Below are 14907 nucleotides of genomic sequence, written 5' to 3'. Positions count from 1 at the left end.
GATGTCGTCAGTCCTTCGTCGTGTAGGTCGACCAGCGGCTCAGGTGCTCGTCGAGGGTGTGCGCGGGGGTGGCGAGAAGGTCGACGGCGGCGCGGCGGACCTCGGGGCGTCCGCGGTCCTCCGACAGGTACTCCACCGGGGACACGCCGTCGACGCGGGCCAGCGCAAGCGCCGGGAGCAGGACGAGCGTGCGGCGCAGCACGTCCGGGGCGGATTCCCAGGTGACCGCCGACAGGTAGGCAGCGAGCAGCTGCGCTGCCGCAGAGTGCAGATCGTCCCGGAGTGCCGGAAGCCAGACCCCTTTCAGCACAAGGTGGTTGAGGCAGAACGCGAGATCGAACGCGGGGTCGCCGGGAGAGGCGCACTCGGCGTCAAGGAACACCGGCCCGGACGGTCCGACCAGGATGTTCTTCGGGCTGACGTCGCCGTGCACCACCGTGACCGCGGCCCGGGTGAGCGAGTCGACCACGCCGCCGATCAGGGGTCCGTACTCGTCGCGACGCTCGGCCGTCGCCCGCAGGTACGGGGAGATCCGCAGCGTCTCGAACAGGGGCCGGGCCGCCTCCCACTCCGCGAGCGTCTCCCGAGCTCCGGCAGCGTGCAGCGCCGCCAGCGACCGCCCGACCGCGGCGGCGAACGCGGGATCGACCCGGCCGGACGCCAACTCGCCCTTCCACACCGGATGCGTGTGCGGGTCGAGCCAGTCGAGCACCAGCACCCCGGTCCGCTCGTCGAACGCGCGAAGCACCCGAGGAGCAAGCGTTGCTCCTGCCATCCGCAGCCACCTAGCCTCCCAGCCAGCCCGCTCCGTCGGCGCCCGCCAGTCGGCCGCGACCTTCAGCTTGGGCAGTGCCCGCTTGAGGCAGACCGCGCCACCAGCAAGATCGACACGCCACACATCCGACGAGACACCACCCGTCAACGGGGTGCCTACCGGGTGGTCGCTGGCGCCGATCATGCCGAGACCGCGGAGCGCGTCGCGGAACTCCGGTGGGATCGGGAGCGACCGCGCATCGGTCACGGACGTCATCCGAACCGCTTCTCGATCCAGGTCTCGACGAGGTCGGCAAGCTCGTCGCGGGCCCCGTCGTTCAGGAAGTAGTGGTCGGCGTGCAGCTCGTGGAATTCCTTGTCGGCAGCCCCGAGGTGCGCCACGATGTCCGCCGCGTCGCTGGGATAGACGCCGGTGTCGGCGTCCCCGTTGACGACCAACGCGGGCACGGTGATCCGGGCGAGGTGCGGACGCGACCGGGTCTGCGAATCCTCGAGGCTCCACAGCGATAGCCACGTGCGCAGGGTGCAGGCCGACGCGATCCCGAAGACGGAACGGTTCGTTCGCTCGGGGACGCCGACGTAGCAGCGGTTGGGTTCGCGCCTGGTCGGTTCCAGGGTGGGATCGACCATGCGCGGGTCGGCCCAGGTGCGGTGCACCGAGAAGTGGCGGTCGGTGTAGCCGGCGGCCGCGACCCGCCGCAACTCGTCCTTCACCCATCGGGTGATGCGGTGGTTGCGCTCGACCTGCGCCCCGCGGTACCGCTCGACGAACTCCGGCGCATATCCGGGTCCGTTGTCCGGATTGAACAGGTCGAGCGTCGGATCTGTCGAGATCGGGTCCGCCTCGTCGGTCACCGACCCGTCCATCCAGGCGGTGAGCACGTCGGGGCGGCCGAGGTGTGCCGCCGTCGAGATGTACCCATCGGCGGCGGGCAGCTCGTCGAGGCCGGTTGCCGGGCGCATGCCTGCGACTGGGGTGACGTTCGGGGCGACGGCCTGGGACTGGTACACCGACATGAGCGATCCGCCGCCCGAATTGCCAAGCAGGATCACGGTGTCGACGCGGGCGACCTCCCTGAGCCAGCGCACACCGACACCGATGTCGACGAGCGCATGGTCGAGGAGGAAGTGCGCCTCGTCGCCGCGAAAGCGGGTGTTCCAGCCGAGGAATCCGACGCCCCGCTCGGCGAGGTAGGTCGACATGTAGTGCTCGGAGAAGTCGATCCCGTAGTGGGTGGCGATCACCGCGACCTTCGGCCTCCGGCCCTCCGGTGCGTAGTAGACGCCCTGGCAGGGGTGCCCGCCTGCGCCAGCGCGGCCTGCCGTCGACGACGGCAACCCGACGAACGTGCGATTGATGCCCATGTGCACCTCCGGATCTCACTACCTGAATCTAACGTCATATTTGTATCACCGGCCGGCGCGCCTGTCCACGGAACCGAAAAGCATTGCCGCTACGGCGAAATGAGAACCCGCCCCGATCCCCCGCCTGTGAATCCGCTCAGCGGAAAACCTCCCCCAAGACTGAATCTGATGTTAGGATCAGCAAATCTCGACCTCCCGGCTCTCGATCGAGCCCGGCGGATTCCCACCTCTGGCGCACCCATACGAGACGAAAGAGGACCATGACTTCCACCAACAGCGAATTCGAGCTCCGCGGGTTCAACCATGTCGCGCTCGTCTGTTCGGACATGCAGCGCACCGTCGACTTCTACAGCGGAATCCTCGGGATGCCCCTGATCAAGACCGTCGAACTGCCGGATGGGCAGGGGCAGCACTTCTTCTTCGATGCGGGCAACGGCAACTCGCTCGCCTTCTTCTGGTTCGCCGACAACCACGACGCGGTCCCCGGGATCTCCTCCCCCATCACGCTTCCCGGCTTCGGCGAATGGACGAGTTCGGTTAGTTCACTCAACCACGTGGCCTTCGACGTCCCCGAGGACAAGTTCGTGGAGTACCGCCAGCGACTGAAGGACAAGGGGGTCCGGGTCGGGCCCCTGGTCAACCACGACGACAGCGAGACACAGGTCGCGGAATCGATGCACCCGGGGGTGTACGTGCGGTCCTTCTACTTCCAGGACCCCGACGACATCCTGCTTGAGTTCTCCTGCTGGCTCCGCCCGTTCACCCCCGACGACGTGCGACACACCGCCAGGACCGGCGACGAGCGGGTCGCCCGCCCGACCCCGGTCGTGGTCTAGCCGCGAGAGTCCGCACCATGTCGACCCGCACGCCGCGCGACGACACCGGCACGCCGCTCGACGACACCGGACGCGAACCGGATCCACGGTTCACCCTCGCGAACGAACGCACGTTCCTCGCCTGGATCCGGACCGCGCTGGCCCTGGTCGCCGCGGGGGTCGCCCTCAACGAGTTCGTCGACCGGGCGCTGCCGGGCTGGATCACGCGGAGCATCGCACTGTTCCTGGTGGCGATTGGCGGGGCGCTCGCCGTCGCGGCCGTCGTCCAGTGGCGGCGGGTCCAGTCCGCGATGCGGATGGGCAGACCGCTGCCCGCGATGGTCGCGATACCGACACTGGCCGCGCTCGTCGCGATCGTGTGCGTCGGGGTCCTCGTCGGCGTTCTCGTCCATGGCTGACAACGGCGAGGATCTGGCCCAGCGGGAGCGGACCCTGCTCTCGTGGTATCGATTCGCCTTCGCCTGGGCGGTCACCGCGGCGCTCGTCGCCCGGCACGCCCCTGCCCTGATGATTCCGCTGCTCACCGTGTCGGCGGCCGGACTCATCGCGTTCGCCCGCACCGGCGAACGCCGCTACCGCAGGTCGATGGTCGACGGCGATGACCACCCCCTCGCCCTCGACCGCTTCATTCCCGAACGATCCGCCCTTTCCGTCCATCTCACCGCGGCGGCAACGGTCGCGCTCGCAGCAGCGGCCGCCGTCGCCGTCGCGACCACGTAGTAGAGGAGCATCGTGAACACCCCCACCTCGCTCGCCCACATGATCCGCGAATGGGCCATCGCCGCGCCCGGCGCCGACGCGATCGCCGTCGACAACGGACCCGCCCTCACCTTCCTTCAATTGCACGAGGCGACAAGCCGGTTCGCCAACGCACTCCTCGATGTCGGTGCCGCACCCGGCGACCGGGTTGCGTTCCTCGGCCGAGACGCCCGCACCTGGGTCACCGCGCTCGTCGGGGCGTCGAAGGTTCGCGCCGCGGGGATCTCCCTGAACTGGCGACTGGCCGAGCCGGAGGTGCGCGAACTGATGCTCGACGCCGATCCCGTCGTCACGATCTGCGAGTCGGCGATGCTCCCGCTGCTGGGCCTTCCGGTCGGCGAGCCCGGAGCCACCTACGCCGTCCGCGGCGGCGAGGCCGTCGAGATCGACGCGTGGCTCGCCCCGCACCCATGCGACGACACCGGAGTCGAGCCGACCCCGGAGGATGTCGCCTTCGTCTTCTACACCTCGGGGACAACGGGGCGCCCCAAGGGCGTTCAGCTGACCAACGCCAATATCGCGGCGAACCTCGCCAAACCAACCCCCTTCGACGTCCGGCACCGCGACGTCCTGCTCATCCCGTCACCGCTGTTCCACATTTCCGGTACCGGATTCTTCTTCCTGTGCCTCGCAAGGGGAGCGACGGCGCTGTTCGTCACCGACATCGTCCCCGGCGACGTGCTGCGCCTGATGCGCTCCGCGGGCGTGACCTACGCGGCGATGGTGCCCGCACTGATCCAGATGCTGGTCCGCGACCCCGCTGCGGCGGGGATGACGTTCCCGGCACTGAAGATGCTGATCTACGGCGGATCCCCGATCTCGACCACTCTCCTCAAGGAGGCGCGGGCGGCGTTCGACTCCGACCTGACCCAGTGCTACGGGATGACCGAGACCAACGGGCCCATCTCGTTCCTTCGTCCGGCCGACCACGCCGAGGGCGCCCCCGAACACCGGCTGTCGTCGGCGGGTCGGCCACTCAAGGGGATCGAGGTGGGCACGTTCGACCCGGTGACCGGGGAACCGCTGCCGCCGGGCCGGGTCGGCGAGGTCCGCACGCGAAGCGACCTGGTGATGGTCGGCTACCGCAATCGGCCGGATGAGCAGGCGGCCGCGTTCACCGGTGACGGCTGGTTCCGGACCGGCGACGCGGGCTATGTCGACGAGGACGGCTACCTGTTCCTCACCGACCGAATCAAGGACATGATCGTCACCGGCGGCGAGAACGTCTTTCCCGCCGAGGTGGAGAACGTCCTGGCCACCCATCCCTCGGTGGCGGAGGCCGCGGTCATCGGGATTCCGAGCGACCGGTGGGGGGAGACGGTGCACGCCGTCGTCGCGGCTCGGCCAGGGGCGTCGATCGACCCGGACGGGTTGATCGAGTTCACCCGCGAGCGACTCGCCCACTACAAGTGCCCGACCGGGGTCGACGTCGTCGACGCCCTCCCGAGAAATGCCACCGGAAAGGTCCAGAAGATCAGCCTCCGCGAGGAATACTGGCCCGCGGCGGGACGCCGCATCGGCTGATCGTCGCCGGCCGGCCATCCTCCGGGTCGAATCTGATGTTAGGGTCAGATTCGACCCGGATGTGCGTCTCCACAGCACATCCGGGGGCCGCACATCAGCAGATCCGAGGGGGACATCGCACGTGAACGTCCAGGCCAAGCCGACGGTTCGAGGCCGCGAAACGCTGGCGGCGATCGAGTCCGCCGCCCGCCGGGTCATCTCCCGCAAGGGGTTTCTCGCCACCACCGTGGCCGACATCGCCGGCGAGGCCGGCCGCTCCACCGCGTCCTTCTACAACTACTACGACTCCAAGGAGGCGCTCCTCTCCCACTGGGCAGAGGAGTTCCGGACCGAGGCCCGCGACCGGGCGCTCGAGGCGTTCACGCACGGGCGGTCCAACCGCGAACGCGTCGCGCTGTGGAGCCGCGCGCACTGGATGACCTACCGCGAACGCCTCGCCGAGATGATCGGCGTGTTCCAGCTCGCCATGGTCAACGACAACTTCGCGACGTTCTGGCAGGACCTGTGCGACGAGTTGGTTGACGCGGTCAGCGACACGATCCGACGCGCCCAGAAGGACGGCTACTGCCCGGGCATCGATCCCCGCCTCACCGCATCGGCGATCGTCGCAATGCTCAACCAGTTCTGCTACGACCAGCTCGCGGGCGACGTCGACCCCGACACCGTCGACGACGACGCCGCGATCGCCACCATCACCGAGATCTGGTATCGGGCCATCTACTGGAAGGACTGACGACCCCGCAACCACCCTTGCAGGAGGTGGGGCTCGCGGGCACTATGTCCGGGTGCCCAGAACCGGACGTCGATCGGCCATCCTGCTGCCCGTCACGCTCAGCACGGTGCTCACGGTCAGCGGATGCACCGCCTCCGACGCCGACCCGTCCGCCGCGGCTACCCCGCAGGCACCCGGCACGGTGACGGTCGGCAATTGCGGCCCCGACACCGGCGTCACCCACACCCCCGGCACGTTGACCATCGCCACCGACTCCCCCGCCTACGCGCCGTGGTTCGTCGACGACGACCCCGGCAACGGCAAGGGGTTCGAGGGTGCGGTCGCCCGCTCGGTATCCGAACGGCTCGGCTACGACCGCGAGCAGGTGACGTTCCTCCGGGTGCCGTGGGCGGACGCAATCGCGCCGGGAGTCAAGGACTTCGACTTCGACATCAACCAGGTGACGATCGTCGATGAGCGGCGCGGCGCCGTCGACTTCTCGTCGCCGTACTACGCGGTGACCCAGTCGATCGTCGCGATCGCCGGCACCCCGGCCGCCTCGGCCCACAACCTCAGCGACCTCACCGGATACCGGCTCGGCGCCCAGTCCGGGTCGACGAGCCTGGCCACGATCGAGAGCACCATCCGACCGAGCAAGGACCCCGTCGCGTTCGCCACCACCGACGAGGCGAAGGCGGCACTCGCCGACGGTCGGATCGACGCGCTGGTGGTCGACAGCCCGACCGGATTCCAGATCACCGAGGCCGACCTGCCGGAGAGCCTGCTGGTCGGGCAGTTCCCCCGCCCCAACACCGTCACCGAGTTCTTCGGCCTCGTCCTGGAGAAGGACAGCCCCCTGACCCCGTGCGTCACCGCGGCCGTGGACGCGCTCTACGCGGACGGCACCCTCGACGAACTGGCGCAGGCCTGGCTGGTCGACTCCGCAGCCACCCCGATCCTGGAGTGACCGCCCGGGTCGGTGTGTGGGCGACGCCACCGACCGCGAGGACCTTCGCCCCTGTGCGGGCCGCGCGAGAACGGGCCACGATGGAGTCCAGAGCCCGGCGGAGGACCGCGGGCCGGACCCGAGGAGGCGACTCGTGAGCACTGCCCCGATCGTGGTGGGCGTCGACGGATCCGACACGGCGGACGCGGCCCTGCAGTGGGCGGCACGCACCGCCGCCGCGCACACCGCCCCGCTGCACCTCGTTGCCGCGCTGCCGACACCCGTGGTCTACGGTGGCGCACTCGTTGCGTCGCAGCAGTTCTACGACGGCCTCGACGCGGAGGCGAACCGTACCCTCACCGCCGCGGCCGCCCGCGCGCGGGAGATCGCGCCGGGCGTCGAGGTCGGGACCGCGCTCCACCACGGGCCGCCGATCCCCGCTCTCCTCGACAGGTCCGAATCCGCGCGGATGCTCGTCGTCGGCTCCCGGGGCCTCGGCGCGGTGCGCGGCGCGCTGGTCGGCTCGGTGTCCACCGCCCTCGCCACCCATTCCCGGTGCCCGGTGGTGGTGATCCCGACCGCCGATCCGACACCGACCGGACCGGTGGTGGTCGGTGTCGACGGATCACCGAACAGCGCGCCCGCCATCGGGGCAGCCTTCCTCGAGGCATCGCTGCGGACGGTGCCGCTCGTCGCGGTGCACGCGTGGAGCGACGTGGACTTCGACACCCTGCCGTCCGCGGTCGAGGACCTGCCCTGGGAGGGGCTGATCGAGAACGAGGAGGCGACGCTGGCCGAGTGCCTCGCCGGCTGGCGGGAACGGTTCCCCGACGTCGAGGTTCAGCGCATCGTGGTCCGCGACCGGGCCGTCGATCAGCTGCTCACCCAGTCGCGGTCCGCCCAGCTCGTCGTCGTCGGCAGCCACGGCCGGGGCGGCTTCCGCGGGATGCTGCTCGGTTCGACGAGCCGGGCCCTGCTGCATCGCGTCGAGCGCCCGGTGATGATCGTCCGGGAACGACGCTGACCGCTACCCGTACAGCGCGACAAACGTCCGCAACGACGATTCGATGTCGCCCTTCAGCGCGCGGGCGACCCCGGACCCGATCGGACCGAACAGCGGTGCCCCGCCGAGGTCGATGAGCAAACCCACCTCGGAACCCGCGTCCTTCGGCGTCACCGACAGCACGAGGCCGACCTTCACACCGCCCTTGCCGTCGCCCTTGAGCGCCAGGGACCGCGGCGGCGCGTAGTCGGTGATCGTCCACCGGACCCGGTTCCGCAGTCCCTTCACCGACACCACCGATTCCGCGGTCGTGCCCGTCGACAACTCGGCGGGCAACTCGCAGCGCCACGCCTCGTGGATCGACAACCATTTGTCGAATTCACCCAGATCGCTTGCCTTTTCCCACGCCACCTCGGGGGTGAGTGGAACCGCGACCGACACCTTCAGCTTTGCCATTCGCGCATCCTATCGGCGTCCCGTCCAGCGGCGCAGAAAGTCCCGCACCCGGGGCGAGGGCGCCCGGGTGCGGGACTGCTTGGCGGGGCGGGATCTAGTGCGAGACCGCCTTCTCGACTCCGACGCCGGTGAGGGAGCGAACCTCCATCTCCGCCTGCTTTGCCGGGTCCTCGAGCTTGCGGCGTCCGACGTAGGTGCCGATGATGCCGAGCGCGAAGGCCAGCGGGATCGACACGATGCCCGGGTTGGCGAGCGGGAACCAGGAGAAGTCGGCGTTCGGGAACATCGCGGACTTCGACCCGGACACCGCGGGCGAGAAGACGATCAGCAGCAGGCAGCTGATCAGACCGCCGTAGATGCTCCACAGCGCGCCGGTGGTGTTGAACTTCCTCCAGAACAACGAGTACAGCAGCGTCGGCAGGTTCGCGGAGGCGGCGACGGCGAATGCGAGCGCGACCAGGAAGGCGATGTTCTGCCCCATCGCGAGGATGCCGAGGACGATCGACGCGAGACCGATCACCACGACGGTGATCCGCGAGACCTTCACCTGCTGTTCCTCGGTTGCCTTGCCGCGCTTGATGACACTGGCGTAGATGTCGTGCGCGAAGGACGCCGACGCGGTGATCGCCAAGCCCGCGACGACCGCGAGGATGGTGGCGAAGGCGACCGCGGAGATGATCGACAGGAACAGGGTGCCGCCGAGTTCGAAGGCGAGCAGCGGGGCGGCCGCGTTCTCCTTGCCGGGGGCCGCGAGAATCACGTCCGGCCCGACCATCTTGGCGGCACCGTAGCCGAGCACCAGGGTGAACAGGTAGAACGCACCGATCAGGCCGATCGCCCAGGTCACCGAGCGGCGGGCCTCCTTCGCGGTGGGCACCGTGTAGAAGCGCATCAACACGTGCGGCAGACCGGCGGTGCCGAGCACCAGGGCGATGCCGAGGGAGAGGAAGTCCAGCCGGGACATCGAGCTGATGCCGTACTTGGCGCCGGGCGCGAGAACATCCCGCGGGTTCGCCGACCCGTTCGCCGCGGACTGGGCGTCGGCGAGCAGCTGCGAGAAGTTGCCGCGGACGGCGAGCAGCACCAGCACGAACATGATGCCCGCACCGGCGATCAGCAGCACCGCCTTCACCATCTGCACGTAGGTGGTGCCCTTCATGCCGCCGACGAGCACGTACACGATCATCAGGACGCCGACCACCGCGACGACGATCGCCTGCCCGGCCTTGTCGTGGATGTCGAGCAGCAGCGCGACCAGGCCACCGGCACCGGCCATCTGGGCGAGCAGGTAGAACAGCGATACCACGAGGGTGGACAGGGCTGCGGCCATCCGGACCGGTCGCTGCTTCAGCCGGAAGCTGAGCACGTCGGCCATCGTGAACCGGCCGGTGTTGCGCAGCATCTCGGCGACCAGCAGCAGCGCGACCAGCCAGGCGACGAGGAAGCCGATCGAGTAGAGGAAGCCGTCGTAGCCGTAGACCGCGATCGCACCGGCGATGCCGAGGAACGACGCAGCGGACAGGTAGTCGCCCGCGATCGCGAAACCGTTCTGCGGGCCGGAGAACTGGCCGCCGCCGGTGTAGAAGTCGGATGCCTTCTTGGTGGTCCGGCTGGCCCGGATCACGATGCCCATCGTGATCACCACGAACGCGACGAAGATGGCGATGTTCAGGGCCGGGTTGCCGACCTGGGAGTCGCCCGCGGCGAGGAAGCTCGTCATCAGTGCTGGCCCTCCAGCTCGTCACGGATCGCGGCGGCGCGGGGGTCGAGTTCGCGGTTCGCGAATTTGACGTACATCGCGGTGATGACGAACGTCGTCAGGAACTGGCCGAGGCCGAGGATGACACCGAGGTTGACGTTGCCGATCACCTTCGTCGCCATGAACTCCGAGGCGTAGGTGGCCAGCAGCACGTACACGGCGTACCAGGTCAGGAAGAACGCCGTCATCGGGAAGACGAAGCGGCGCAGCCTGCGTCGCAGGTCCCGGAACTCGGGACTCGCCTGCATCTCGATGAAGGCCTGCGCGTCCGGGGTGCGCCGCGCTGGCGACTCCGGACTCAGGTCTGCTGTGGTCACGTCGGACTCCTCGGTCGGTGGGTGCCGGCAGTGACGCCCGGCAGGCCACAGACGTTAGTGAGACCCACATCACAGCGACAGGGAGTGTCGGCAATCACACGCCGAGGAGTCGGATCGGGCGCCGGGCGGTCGGTCCGGCGCGACGAACGGCAGTCCGCGGCTGCCCGAACCGTGCGCGATCTTTACCCCAGTCGGGGTGAAATCCGCGCACGGGCGGCGGAGCCGCCTACAGGTCGCGCTCGCGGTCGCGGCCCACCCCGAGCCGCTCGGGCGCGTGCATCCGGGTGAAGGTGCGGGCCACGTCGGCGGGGATGCTGCCGCGGGTTGCGCGGCTGACCGCGACCATCGTCAGGAACGCGAGCGGCACCGTCACCGCCGCCGGATATCCGACAAGGACCTGCAGCCACCCGTTCCACGGCCCGGACCCGACGCCGCCGAACGACGTCACCAGCGCCGCCGACCCGGAGGCAACCCCGCCGACGATCAGCCCGGCCGCGGCGCCCGCTGCGGTGAGCCCCCGCCACCAGATGCCGAGCACGAGCAGCGGGCACAGGGTGGACGCGGCAACCGCGAACACCATGCCGACGGTGCGGGACAGGTCGATCGAGGCAACCCCGATCGCCAGGACCAGCGGTACCGCGCCCGCGACGACCGCGGCGACCCGGAAGTCGCGGATCCGGCCCTTCATGACGTCGGTGCTGAGCACACCCGCGACGCTGACCAGCAGCCCGGACGAGGTCGCGAGGAAGGCGGCGATCGCCCCGGCCGCGACCAGCGCCGCCAGCACCTGCCCCCCGACCCCCGACACCACAGAGGCGGGCAGCAGCAGGACAGCGGCGTCGGAGGTGCCGGTGATCAGCAGCTGCGGCACCCATAGCCGGGCGAACACCCCGAGCAGGATCGGAAACAGGTAGAACACCCCGACCAACCCGATCACCGCGAGCGACGTGGTGCGCGCGGTCCGGCCGTCGGGGTTCGTGTAGAAGCGGACCAGCACGTGCGGCAACCCCATCGTGCCGAGAAAGATGCCCACGATCAGCGAATACACCTGGTACAGCGGGTGGGTGCCGCCGAGGCCCCAGCCCGGATCGAGCCACTGCGCCCCGGTGGGGGGCGCGCCGGCGACGACCGGGACCGCGGCACCAGCGTCGAGTACCAGGGCCGTGCCCGCCGACAGTTCGTACTCGCCCACCCCCAGCGCGACCGGCCCGTCCACCGGGTTCCCGTCGAGGACGCCGGACGCGGTGACCGATAATGGCTGCGACACCTGCACGATCACGTCGGTGGTGACGTCGACCGTGGTGCGGTCGGTGACGGTCGGCGGCGCGGGGGTCCCGAGGCCGCCGTCCGCGCCGAGGAAGTGGAAGGTGAGGACCAGGGCGGGCACCGCGACGGCGGTCAGCTTGAGCCAGTACTGGAATGCCTGCACGAAGGTGATCGACCGCATGCCGCCGCCGACCACATTCGCGATCACGATCAGCGCGACGACGACCGCGCCGACCCACATGGGTATCCCGAGCAGGATCCCGAGCGCGAGGCCCGCGCCCTGAAACTGCGGCACCATGTACAGCACGCAGATCACGGCAACGACGAGCATCGCGAGCAGCCTCAAACGCTTACTGCCGAGACGGAATTCGGCGAAGTCGGGGACGGTGTACGCCCCCGAACGGCGAAGCGGGGCGGCGACGAACAGCAGCAACCCGAGATAGCCCGCGGTGAACCCGACCGGGTACCACAGGGCGTCGGCGCCGTACTTGGCGATCAGCCCGGCGACCCCGAGAAACGAGGCGGCGGACAGGTACTCGCCGGAGATCGCGGCGGCGTTCCATCGCGATCCGACGCTGCGGGACGCGACGAGGAAGTCGGAGGTGGTGCGCGCCAGCCGAACCCCGTAGAACCCGATGACGACGGTCGCGACGGCCGCGATCACCAACGCGACAACGGTCACCAGCGGGATCGGCTGCCCCGACACACGTCACCTCCGTCCTCAGTCGTCGGCGAGGTCGACGAACTCCTGCTCGATCCGGTCGGTCAGTCGAATGTAGAGCCTGCCCGCCAGATACAGCGCAGGGAACGCCGCGACCCCGAGCACCAGCCACGGCAGCCGCACGCCCACCACGGTGACGCCGCCGAGCCAGGGGAAGGCCGCGAGCAGCAGCGGCACCGCGCCTGCCACCAGCACCACCGCCGCGGCGAAACGCAAGGACAACCCGAGTTGGGCCCGCACCAACGCCCGCACCAGCGCATCGCCGACCTCGGTCTGTTCCTGCACCTCGACCCGGGTCCGGACCACGCGGGCCCCGCGGCGGTGCGCCAGCACAACCCGCTCCCGCGACGGCGGGCCGCCCGCCGGTGCGCGCTGCGGTCCGGCGGGCCCGCTCATTTACTCGTCCACTGCTGCCGCGGCGCCCGCACCAGGCGATCCTTGAGTTCGCGGGTGTGCCTGCGACTGACGGGCAGTTCCACCACCGGGGTGTCCTCACCCGCGCGCAGGCACACCACCGTTCCGGTTCCGACACTGCGGATGCCGGTCACCAGGGGCAGCGACACCAGGTAGGAGCGGTGCACCCGCAGGAATCCGGCCGCCTGCCATCGGGATTCGAGAGCGGAGATGGGGATCCGGACCAGATGGGACCGGGTGGCGGTGTGCAGGCGGGCATAGTCGCCGTCCGCCTCCACCCACGCCACGTCGGAGCGGTGCACGAGGGTGGTGACCCCGCCCAGCTCGACGGGGATCACCTCGTCGGCATCGGGTTCCGGCTGCCCCGGCTCGGTAACCCGGCCGATCCGGCGGGCGGCGCGGATCCGGCGTACCGACTCGGTGAGCCGCTCCGCGCGCAGCGGCTTGAGCAGGTAGTCGACGGCACCGAGGTCGAACGCGTCGACGGCGCGGTCGTCGTGGGCGGTCACGAATACCACCACCGGCGGGGTCGCGAACGCGGCGAGCACACCGGCGAGTTCGAGGCCGTCGAGTCCGGGCATGTTGATGTCGAGGAACACCGCGTCGATCGCCCCCGCTGCGCCGGGAGTCGGCACACCGGCGGCGCCGGGAGTCCACTCGGCGGCCATGCGGAGCCGGTCCTTGATCACCCGGAGGGCGGTCGTCGCGTCCCCGGCGGTGAGGATCTCCCCGACGTCGCCCTGGGCGCGCAGCAGGTAGGCCAGTTCGTCGAGCGCCGGACGCTCGTCGTCCACGGCCAGCACGGTCAGCGGGGTGTCGGGGGCCCCTTCGGGTGTCTGTGTCACAACAGGTCAATGGTGCCACGTCGGTCTCCGGCCGGGTGCGTCACGCCCGACCCGGCGCGTGCGACTCAGACGTGGACGCCGGGACGGAACTTCGGTACCCGCATGCTCACCCGGGTTCCCGCCCCCGGCGCGGTCTCCACGACCAGGCCGTAGTCGTTGCCGAACGCCGCCCGCAGCCGGTCGTCGACGTTCGCGAGCCCGACGTGTGCGGACTCCTTCGCGGCGGGCCCCCCGGTCCCGGAGGCGACGGCGTCGAGCGTGCCGGAGCGGAGCAGTTCCGGGTCCATGCCGACGCCGTCGTCCTCGACGCTGATCACGCAGTCGGTGCCCTCGTCGGCGGCGACGATGGTGACGGTGCCGCGGGACTGCCCGGCGAGGCCGTGCCGCACCGCGTTCTCCACCAGCGGTTGCAGCGCGAGGAACGGGAGCACCACCCCGAGCACCTCGGGTGCCACCTGCAGCCGCACCTCGAGGGCGCTGCCGAATCGGGCGCGTTCGAGGGTGAGGTAGCGGTCGATGTTGCGGAGTTCGTCGGACAGCACCGTGTACTCGCCTGCGGAGCGGAAGGAGTAGCGGGTGAAGTCGGCGAACTCGAGGATCAGCTCGCGCGCCCGGTCCGGGTCGGTCCGCACGAACGACGCAACGGTGTTGAGTGCGTTGTAGATGAAGTGCGGGCTGATCTGCGCGCGCAACGCGCGGACCTCGGCGCGGTCGAGTCGGGCGCGGGAGGCGTCGAGTTCGGCGAGTTCGATCTGGCTGCATGCGTACCGGGCGACCTCGCTGATCGCGCCGAGCATCCCCGGGCCCGGCTCGGCGGCGGTGAGCACTCCCATCACCCCGACCACCCCGACGTCCTCGACGACGAGGGGCTGCACGATCAGCGCCCGGACCCCGGGGTGGGGGTGCGCGATCAGTTCCCGCCGCCCAGTCTCGGCTGCGGCGCGGGCCGCGGCGGCGAAGCGGCCGGTGAGGTGCTCGTTCGGTCCGTTCCAGGCGAGGGGTGCGCCGTCCTGGTCGGCGAGGGCGAGGGACTCCGCGGAGGTGAGGGTGCGCAGGTGCGGGGGGGCCTCGGGGGGGGGGGGGGGGGGGAGGACGTGAGCAGGCGTCGGCGAATGGTCTCGCCGGCATCGACATCGAACAGCAAGTTGTCCGGCGCGACCACGGCGGCGCGCCCGTCAATCGAGAGCAGTGAAGCGCTGTACTGGACGAA

The 14907-nt window shown here is 70.0% G+C and carries 15 protein-coding genes and 1 pseudogene; 7 read left to right on the top strand and 9 right to left on the bottom strand.

From position 1 onward, the window contains the following. Nucleotides 1-7: 7 nt before the first annotated feature. Nucleotides 8-1030 carry a phosphotransferase family protein gene (locus ACFWQG_RS00145; protein WP_378505544.1) on the bottom strand — a complete coding sequence of 341 codons (1023 nt, stop codon included), beginning with the start codon at nt 1028-1030 and terminating at the stop codon, nt 8-10. Then, nucleotides 1027-2139 (bottom strand): alpha/beta hydrolase, encoded by a 1113-nt coding sequence (locus tag ACFWQG_RS00140; RefSeq protein WP_378505543.1) that lies wholly within the window; start codon nt 2137-2139, stop codon nt 1027-1029. The genes ACFWQG_RS00145 and ACFWQG_RS00140 overlap by 4 nt, the downstream gene beginning before the upstream one ends. Nucleotides 2140-2399: 260 nt before the next feature. On the opposite strand from ACFWQG_RS00140, the gene ACFWQG_RS00135 reads away from it, so the two are divergent. The 7 genes from ACFWQG_RS00135 (at nt 2400) to ACFWQG_RS00105 (ending at nt 7940) form a co-directional block, all read left to right on the top strand. Then, a complete protein-coding gene (locus ACFWQG_RS00135; protein ID WP_378505542.1) occupies nt 2400-2975 on the top strand; it encodes a VOC family protein in 576 nt (191 codons plus the stop codon). 17 nt (nt 2976-2992) lie between these two features. Beyond that, nucleotides 2993-3373, top strand: coding sequence for a YidH family protein (locus ACFWQG_RS00130; protein WP_378505541.1), 381 nt, complete (start codon nt 2993-2995; stop codon nt 3371-3373). Then, nucleotides 3366-3695: a DUF202 domain-containing protein gene (locus ACFWQG_RS00125; RefSeq protein WP_378505540.1), complete on the top strand. Its 330-nt coding sequence runs from the start codon at nt 3366-3368 to the stop codon at nt 3693-3695. The genes ACFWQG_RS00130 and ACFWQG_RS00125 overlap by 8 nt, the downstream gene beginning before the upstream one ends. 12 nt (nt 3696-3707) lie before the next feature. Next, the gene (locus ACFWQG_RS00120; RefSeq protein ID WP_378505539.1) at nt 3708-5258 is read left to right on the top strand and encodes an AMP-binding protein; all 1551 of its coding nucleotides are present in this window, start codon (nt 3708-3710) and stop codon (nt 5256-5258) included. Nucleotides 5259-5379: 121 nt separating this feature from the next. After that, nucleotides 5380-5991, top strand: a complete 612-nt coding sequence (locus tag ACFWQG_RS00115) for a TetR/AcrR family transcriptional regulator (RefSeq protein WP_378505538.1) — start codon at nt 5380-5382, stop codon at nt 5989-5991. Between the two features lie 52 nt (nt 5992-6043). Next, entirely contained in the window at nt 6044-6937 is an 894-nt protein-coding gene (locus tag ACFWQG_RS00110) for a transporter substrate-binding domain-containing protein (RefSeq protein WP_378505537.1), read from the top strand. Nucleotides 6938-7070: 133 nt separating this feature from the next. Beyond that, nucleotides 7071-7940 carry a universal stress protein gene (locus ACFWQG_RS00105; RefSeq protein ID WP_378505536.1) on the top strand — a complete coding sequence of 290 codons (870 nt, stop codon included), beginning with the start codon at nt 7071-7073 and terminating at the stop codon, nt 7938-7940. Between the two features lie 3 nt (nt 7941-7943). On the opposite strand, the gene ACFWQG_RS00100 is transcribed toward ACFWQG_RS00105, so the two are convergent. The 7 genes and pseudogenes from ACFWQG_RS00100 to ACFWQG_RS00070 all read right to left on the bottom strand — a co-directional run. Beyond that, nucleotides 7944-8375 carry an SRPBCC family protein gene (locus ACFWQG_RS00100; protein WP_378505535.1) on the bottom strand — a complete coding sequence of 144 codons (432 nt, stop codon included), beginning with the start codon at nt 8373-8375 and terminating at the stop codon, nt 7944-7946. Nucleotides 8376-8469: 94 nt separating this feature from the next. Further along, nucleotides 8470-10095, bottom strand: a complete 1626-nt coding sequence (locus tag ACFWQG_RS00095; protein ID WP_378505534.1) for a cation acetate symporter — start codon at nt 10093-10095, stop codon at nt 8470-8472. Then, nucleotides 10095-10451: a DUF485 domain-containing protein gene (locus ACFWQG_RS00090; protein WP_378505533.1), complete on the bottom strand. Its 357-nt coding sequence runs from the start codon at nt 10449-10451 to the stop codon at nt 10095-10097. The genes ACFWQG_RS00095 and ACFWQG_RS00090 overlap by 1 nt, the downstream gene beginning before the upstream one ends. Nucleotides 10452-10677: 226 nt before the next feature. Continuing rightward, nucleotides 10678-12423, bottom strand: a complete 1746-nt coding sequence (locus ACFWQG_RS00085) for a cation acetate symporter (protein ID WP_378505532.1) — start codon at nt 12421-12423, stop codon at nt 10678-10680. Nucleotides 12424-12438: 15 nt separating this feature from the next. Continuing rightward, nucleotides 12439-12834 carry a hypothetical protein gene (locus ACFWQG_RS00080; protein WP_378505531.1) on the bottom strand — a complete coding sequence of 132 codons (396 nt, stop codon included), beginning with the start codon at nt 12832-12834 and terminating at the stop codon, nt 12439-12441. Continuing rightward, on the bottom strand, nt 12831-13697 hold the full coding sequence (locus ACFWQG_RS00075) for a LytR/AlgR family response regulator transcription factor (RefSeq protein ID WP_378505530.1): 867 nt from the start codon (nt 13695-13697) through the stop codon (nt 12831-12833). Before ACFWQG_RS00075 ends, ACFWQG_RS00080 begins: the two co-directional genes overlap by 4 nt. 65 nt (nt 13698-13762) lie before the next feature. Beyond that, nucleotides 13763-14767 (bottom strand): annotated as a pseudogene (locus ACFWQG_RS00070) (sensor histidine kinase); the annotation flags it as partial. Nucleotides 14768-14907: the final 140 nt, after the last annotated feature.

It is taken from the genome of Rhodococcus sp. NPDC058532 (assembly GCF_042719255.1).
In the GTDB taxonomy this organism is placed as follows: domain Bacteria; phylum Actinomycetota; class Actinomycetes; order Mycobacteriales; family Mycobacteriaceae; genus Rhodococcus_G.
Note: the sequence above shows the minus strand (reverse complement) of the source record. Positions and strands in the feature narration are given on the sequence as shown.

Excerpts from the sequence above, each read along its gene's own strand:
- ACFWQG_RS00130 (WP_378505541.1), top strand. The coding sequence starts at position 2,993 with ATGTCGACCCGCACGCCGCGCGACGACACCGGCACGCCGCTCGACGAC.
- ACFWQG_RS00145 (WP_378505544.1), bottom strand. The coding sequence starts at position 1,030 with ATGACGTCCGTGACCGATGCGCGGTCGCTCCCGATCCCACCGGAGTTC.
- ACFWQG_RS00140 (WP_378505543.1), bottom strand. The coding sequence starts at position 2,139 with ATGGGCATCAATCGCACGTTCGTCGGGTTGCCGTCGTCGACGGCAGGC.
- ACFWQG_RS00080 (WP_378505531.1), bottom strand. The coding sequence starts at position 12,834 with ATGAGCGGGCCCGCCGGACCGCAGCGCGCACCGGCGGGCGGCCCGCCG.
- ACFWQG_RS00135 (WP_378505542.1), top strand. The coding sequence starts at position 2,400 with ATGACTTCCACCAACAGCGAATTCGAGCTCCGCGGGTTCAACCATGTC.
- ACFWQG_RS00100 (WP_378505535.1), bottom strand. The coding sequence starts at position 8,375 with ATGGCAAAGCTGAAGGTGTCGGTCGCGGTTCCACTCACCCCCGAGGTG.
- ACFWQG_RS00095 (WP_378505534.1), bottom strand. The coding sequence starts at position 10,095 with ATGACGAGCTTCCTCGCCGCGGGCGACTCCCAGGTCGGCAACCCGGCC.
- ACFWQG_RS00125 (WP_378505540.1), top strand. The coding sequence starts at position 3,366 with ATGGCTGACAACGGCGAGGATCTGGCCCAGCGGGAGCGGACCCTGCTC.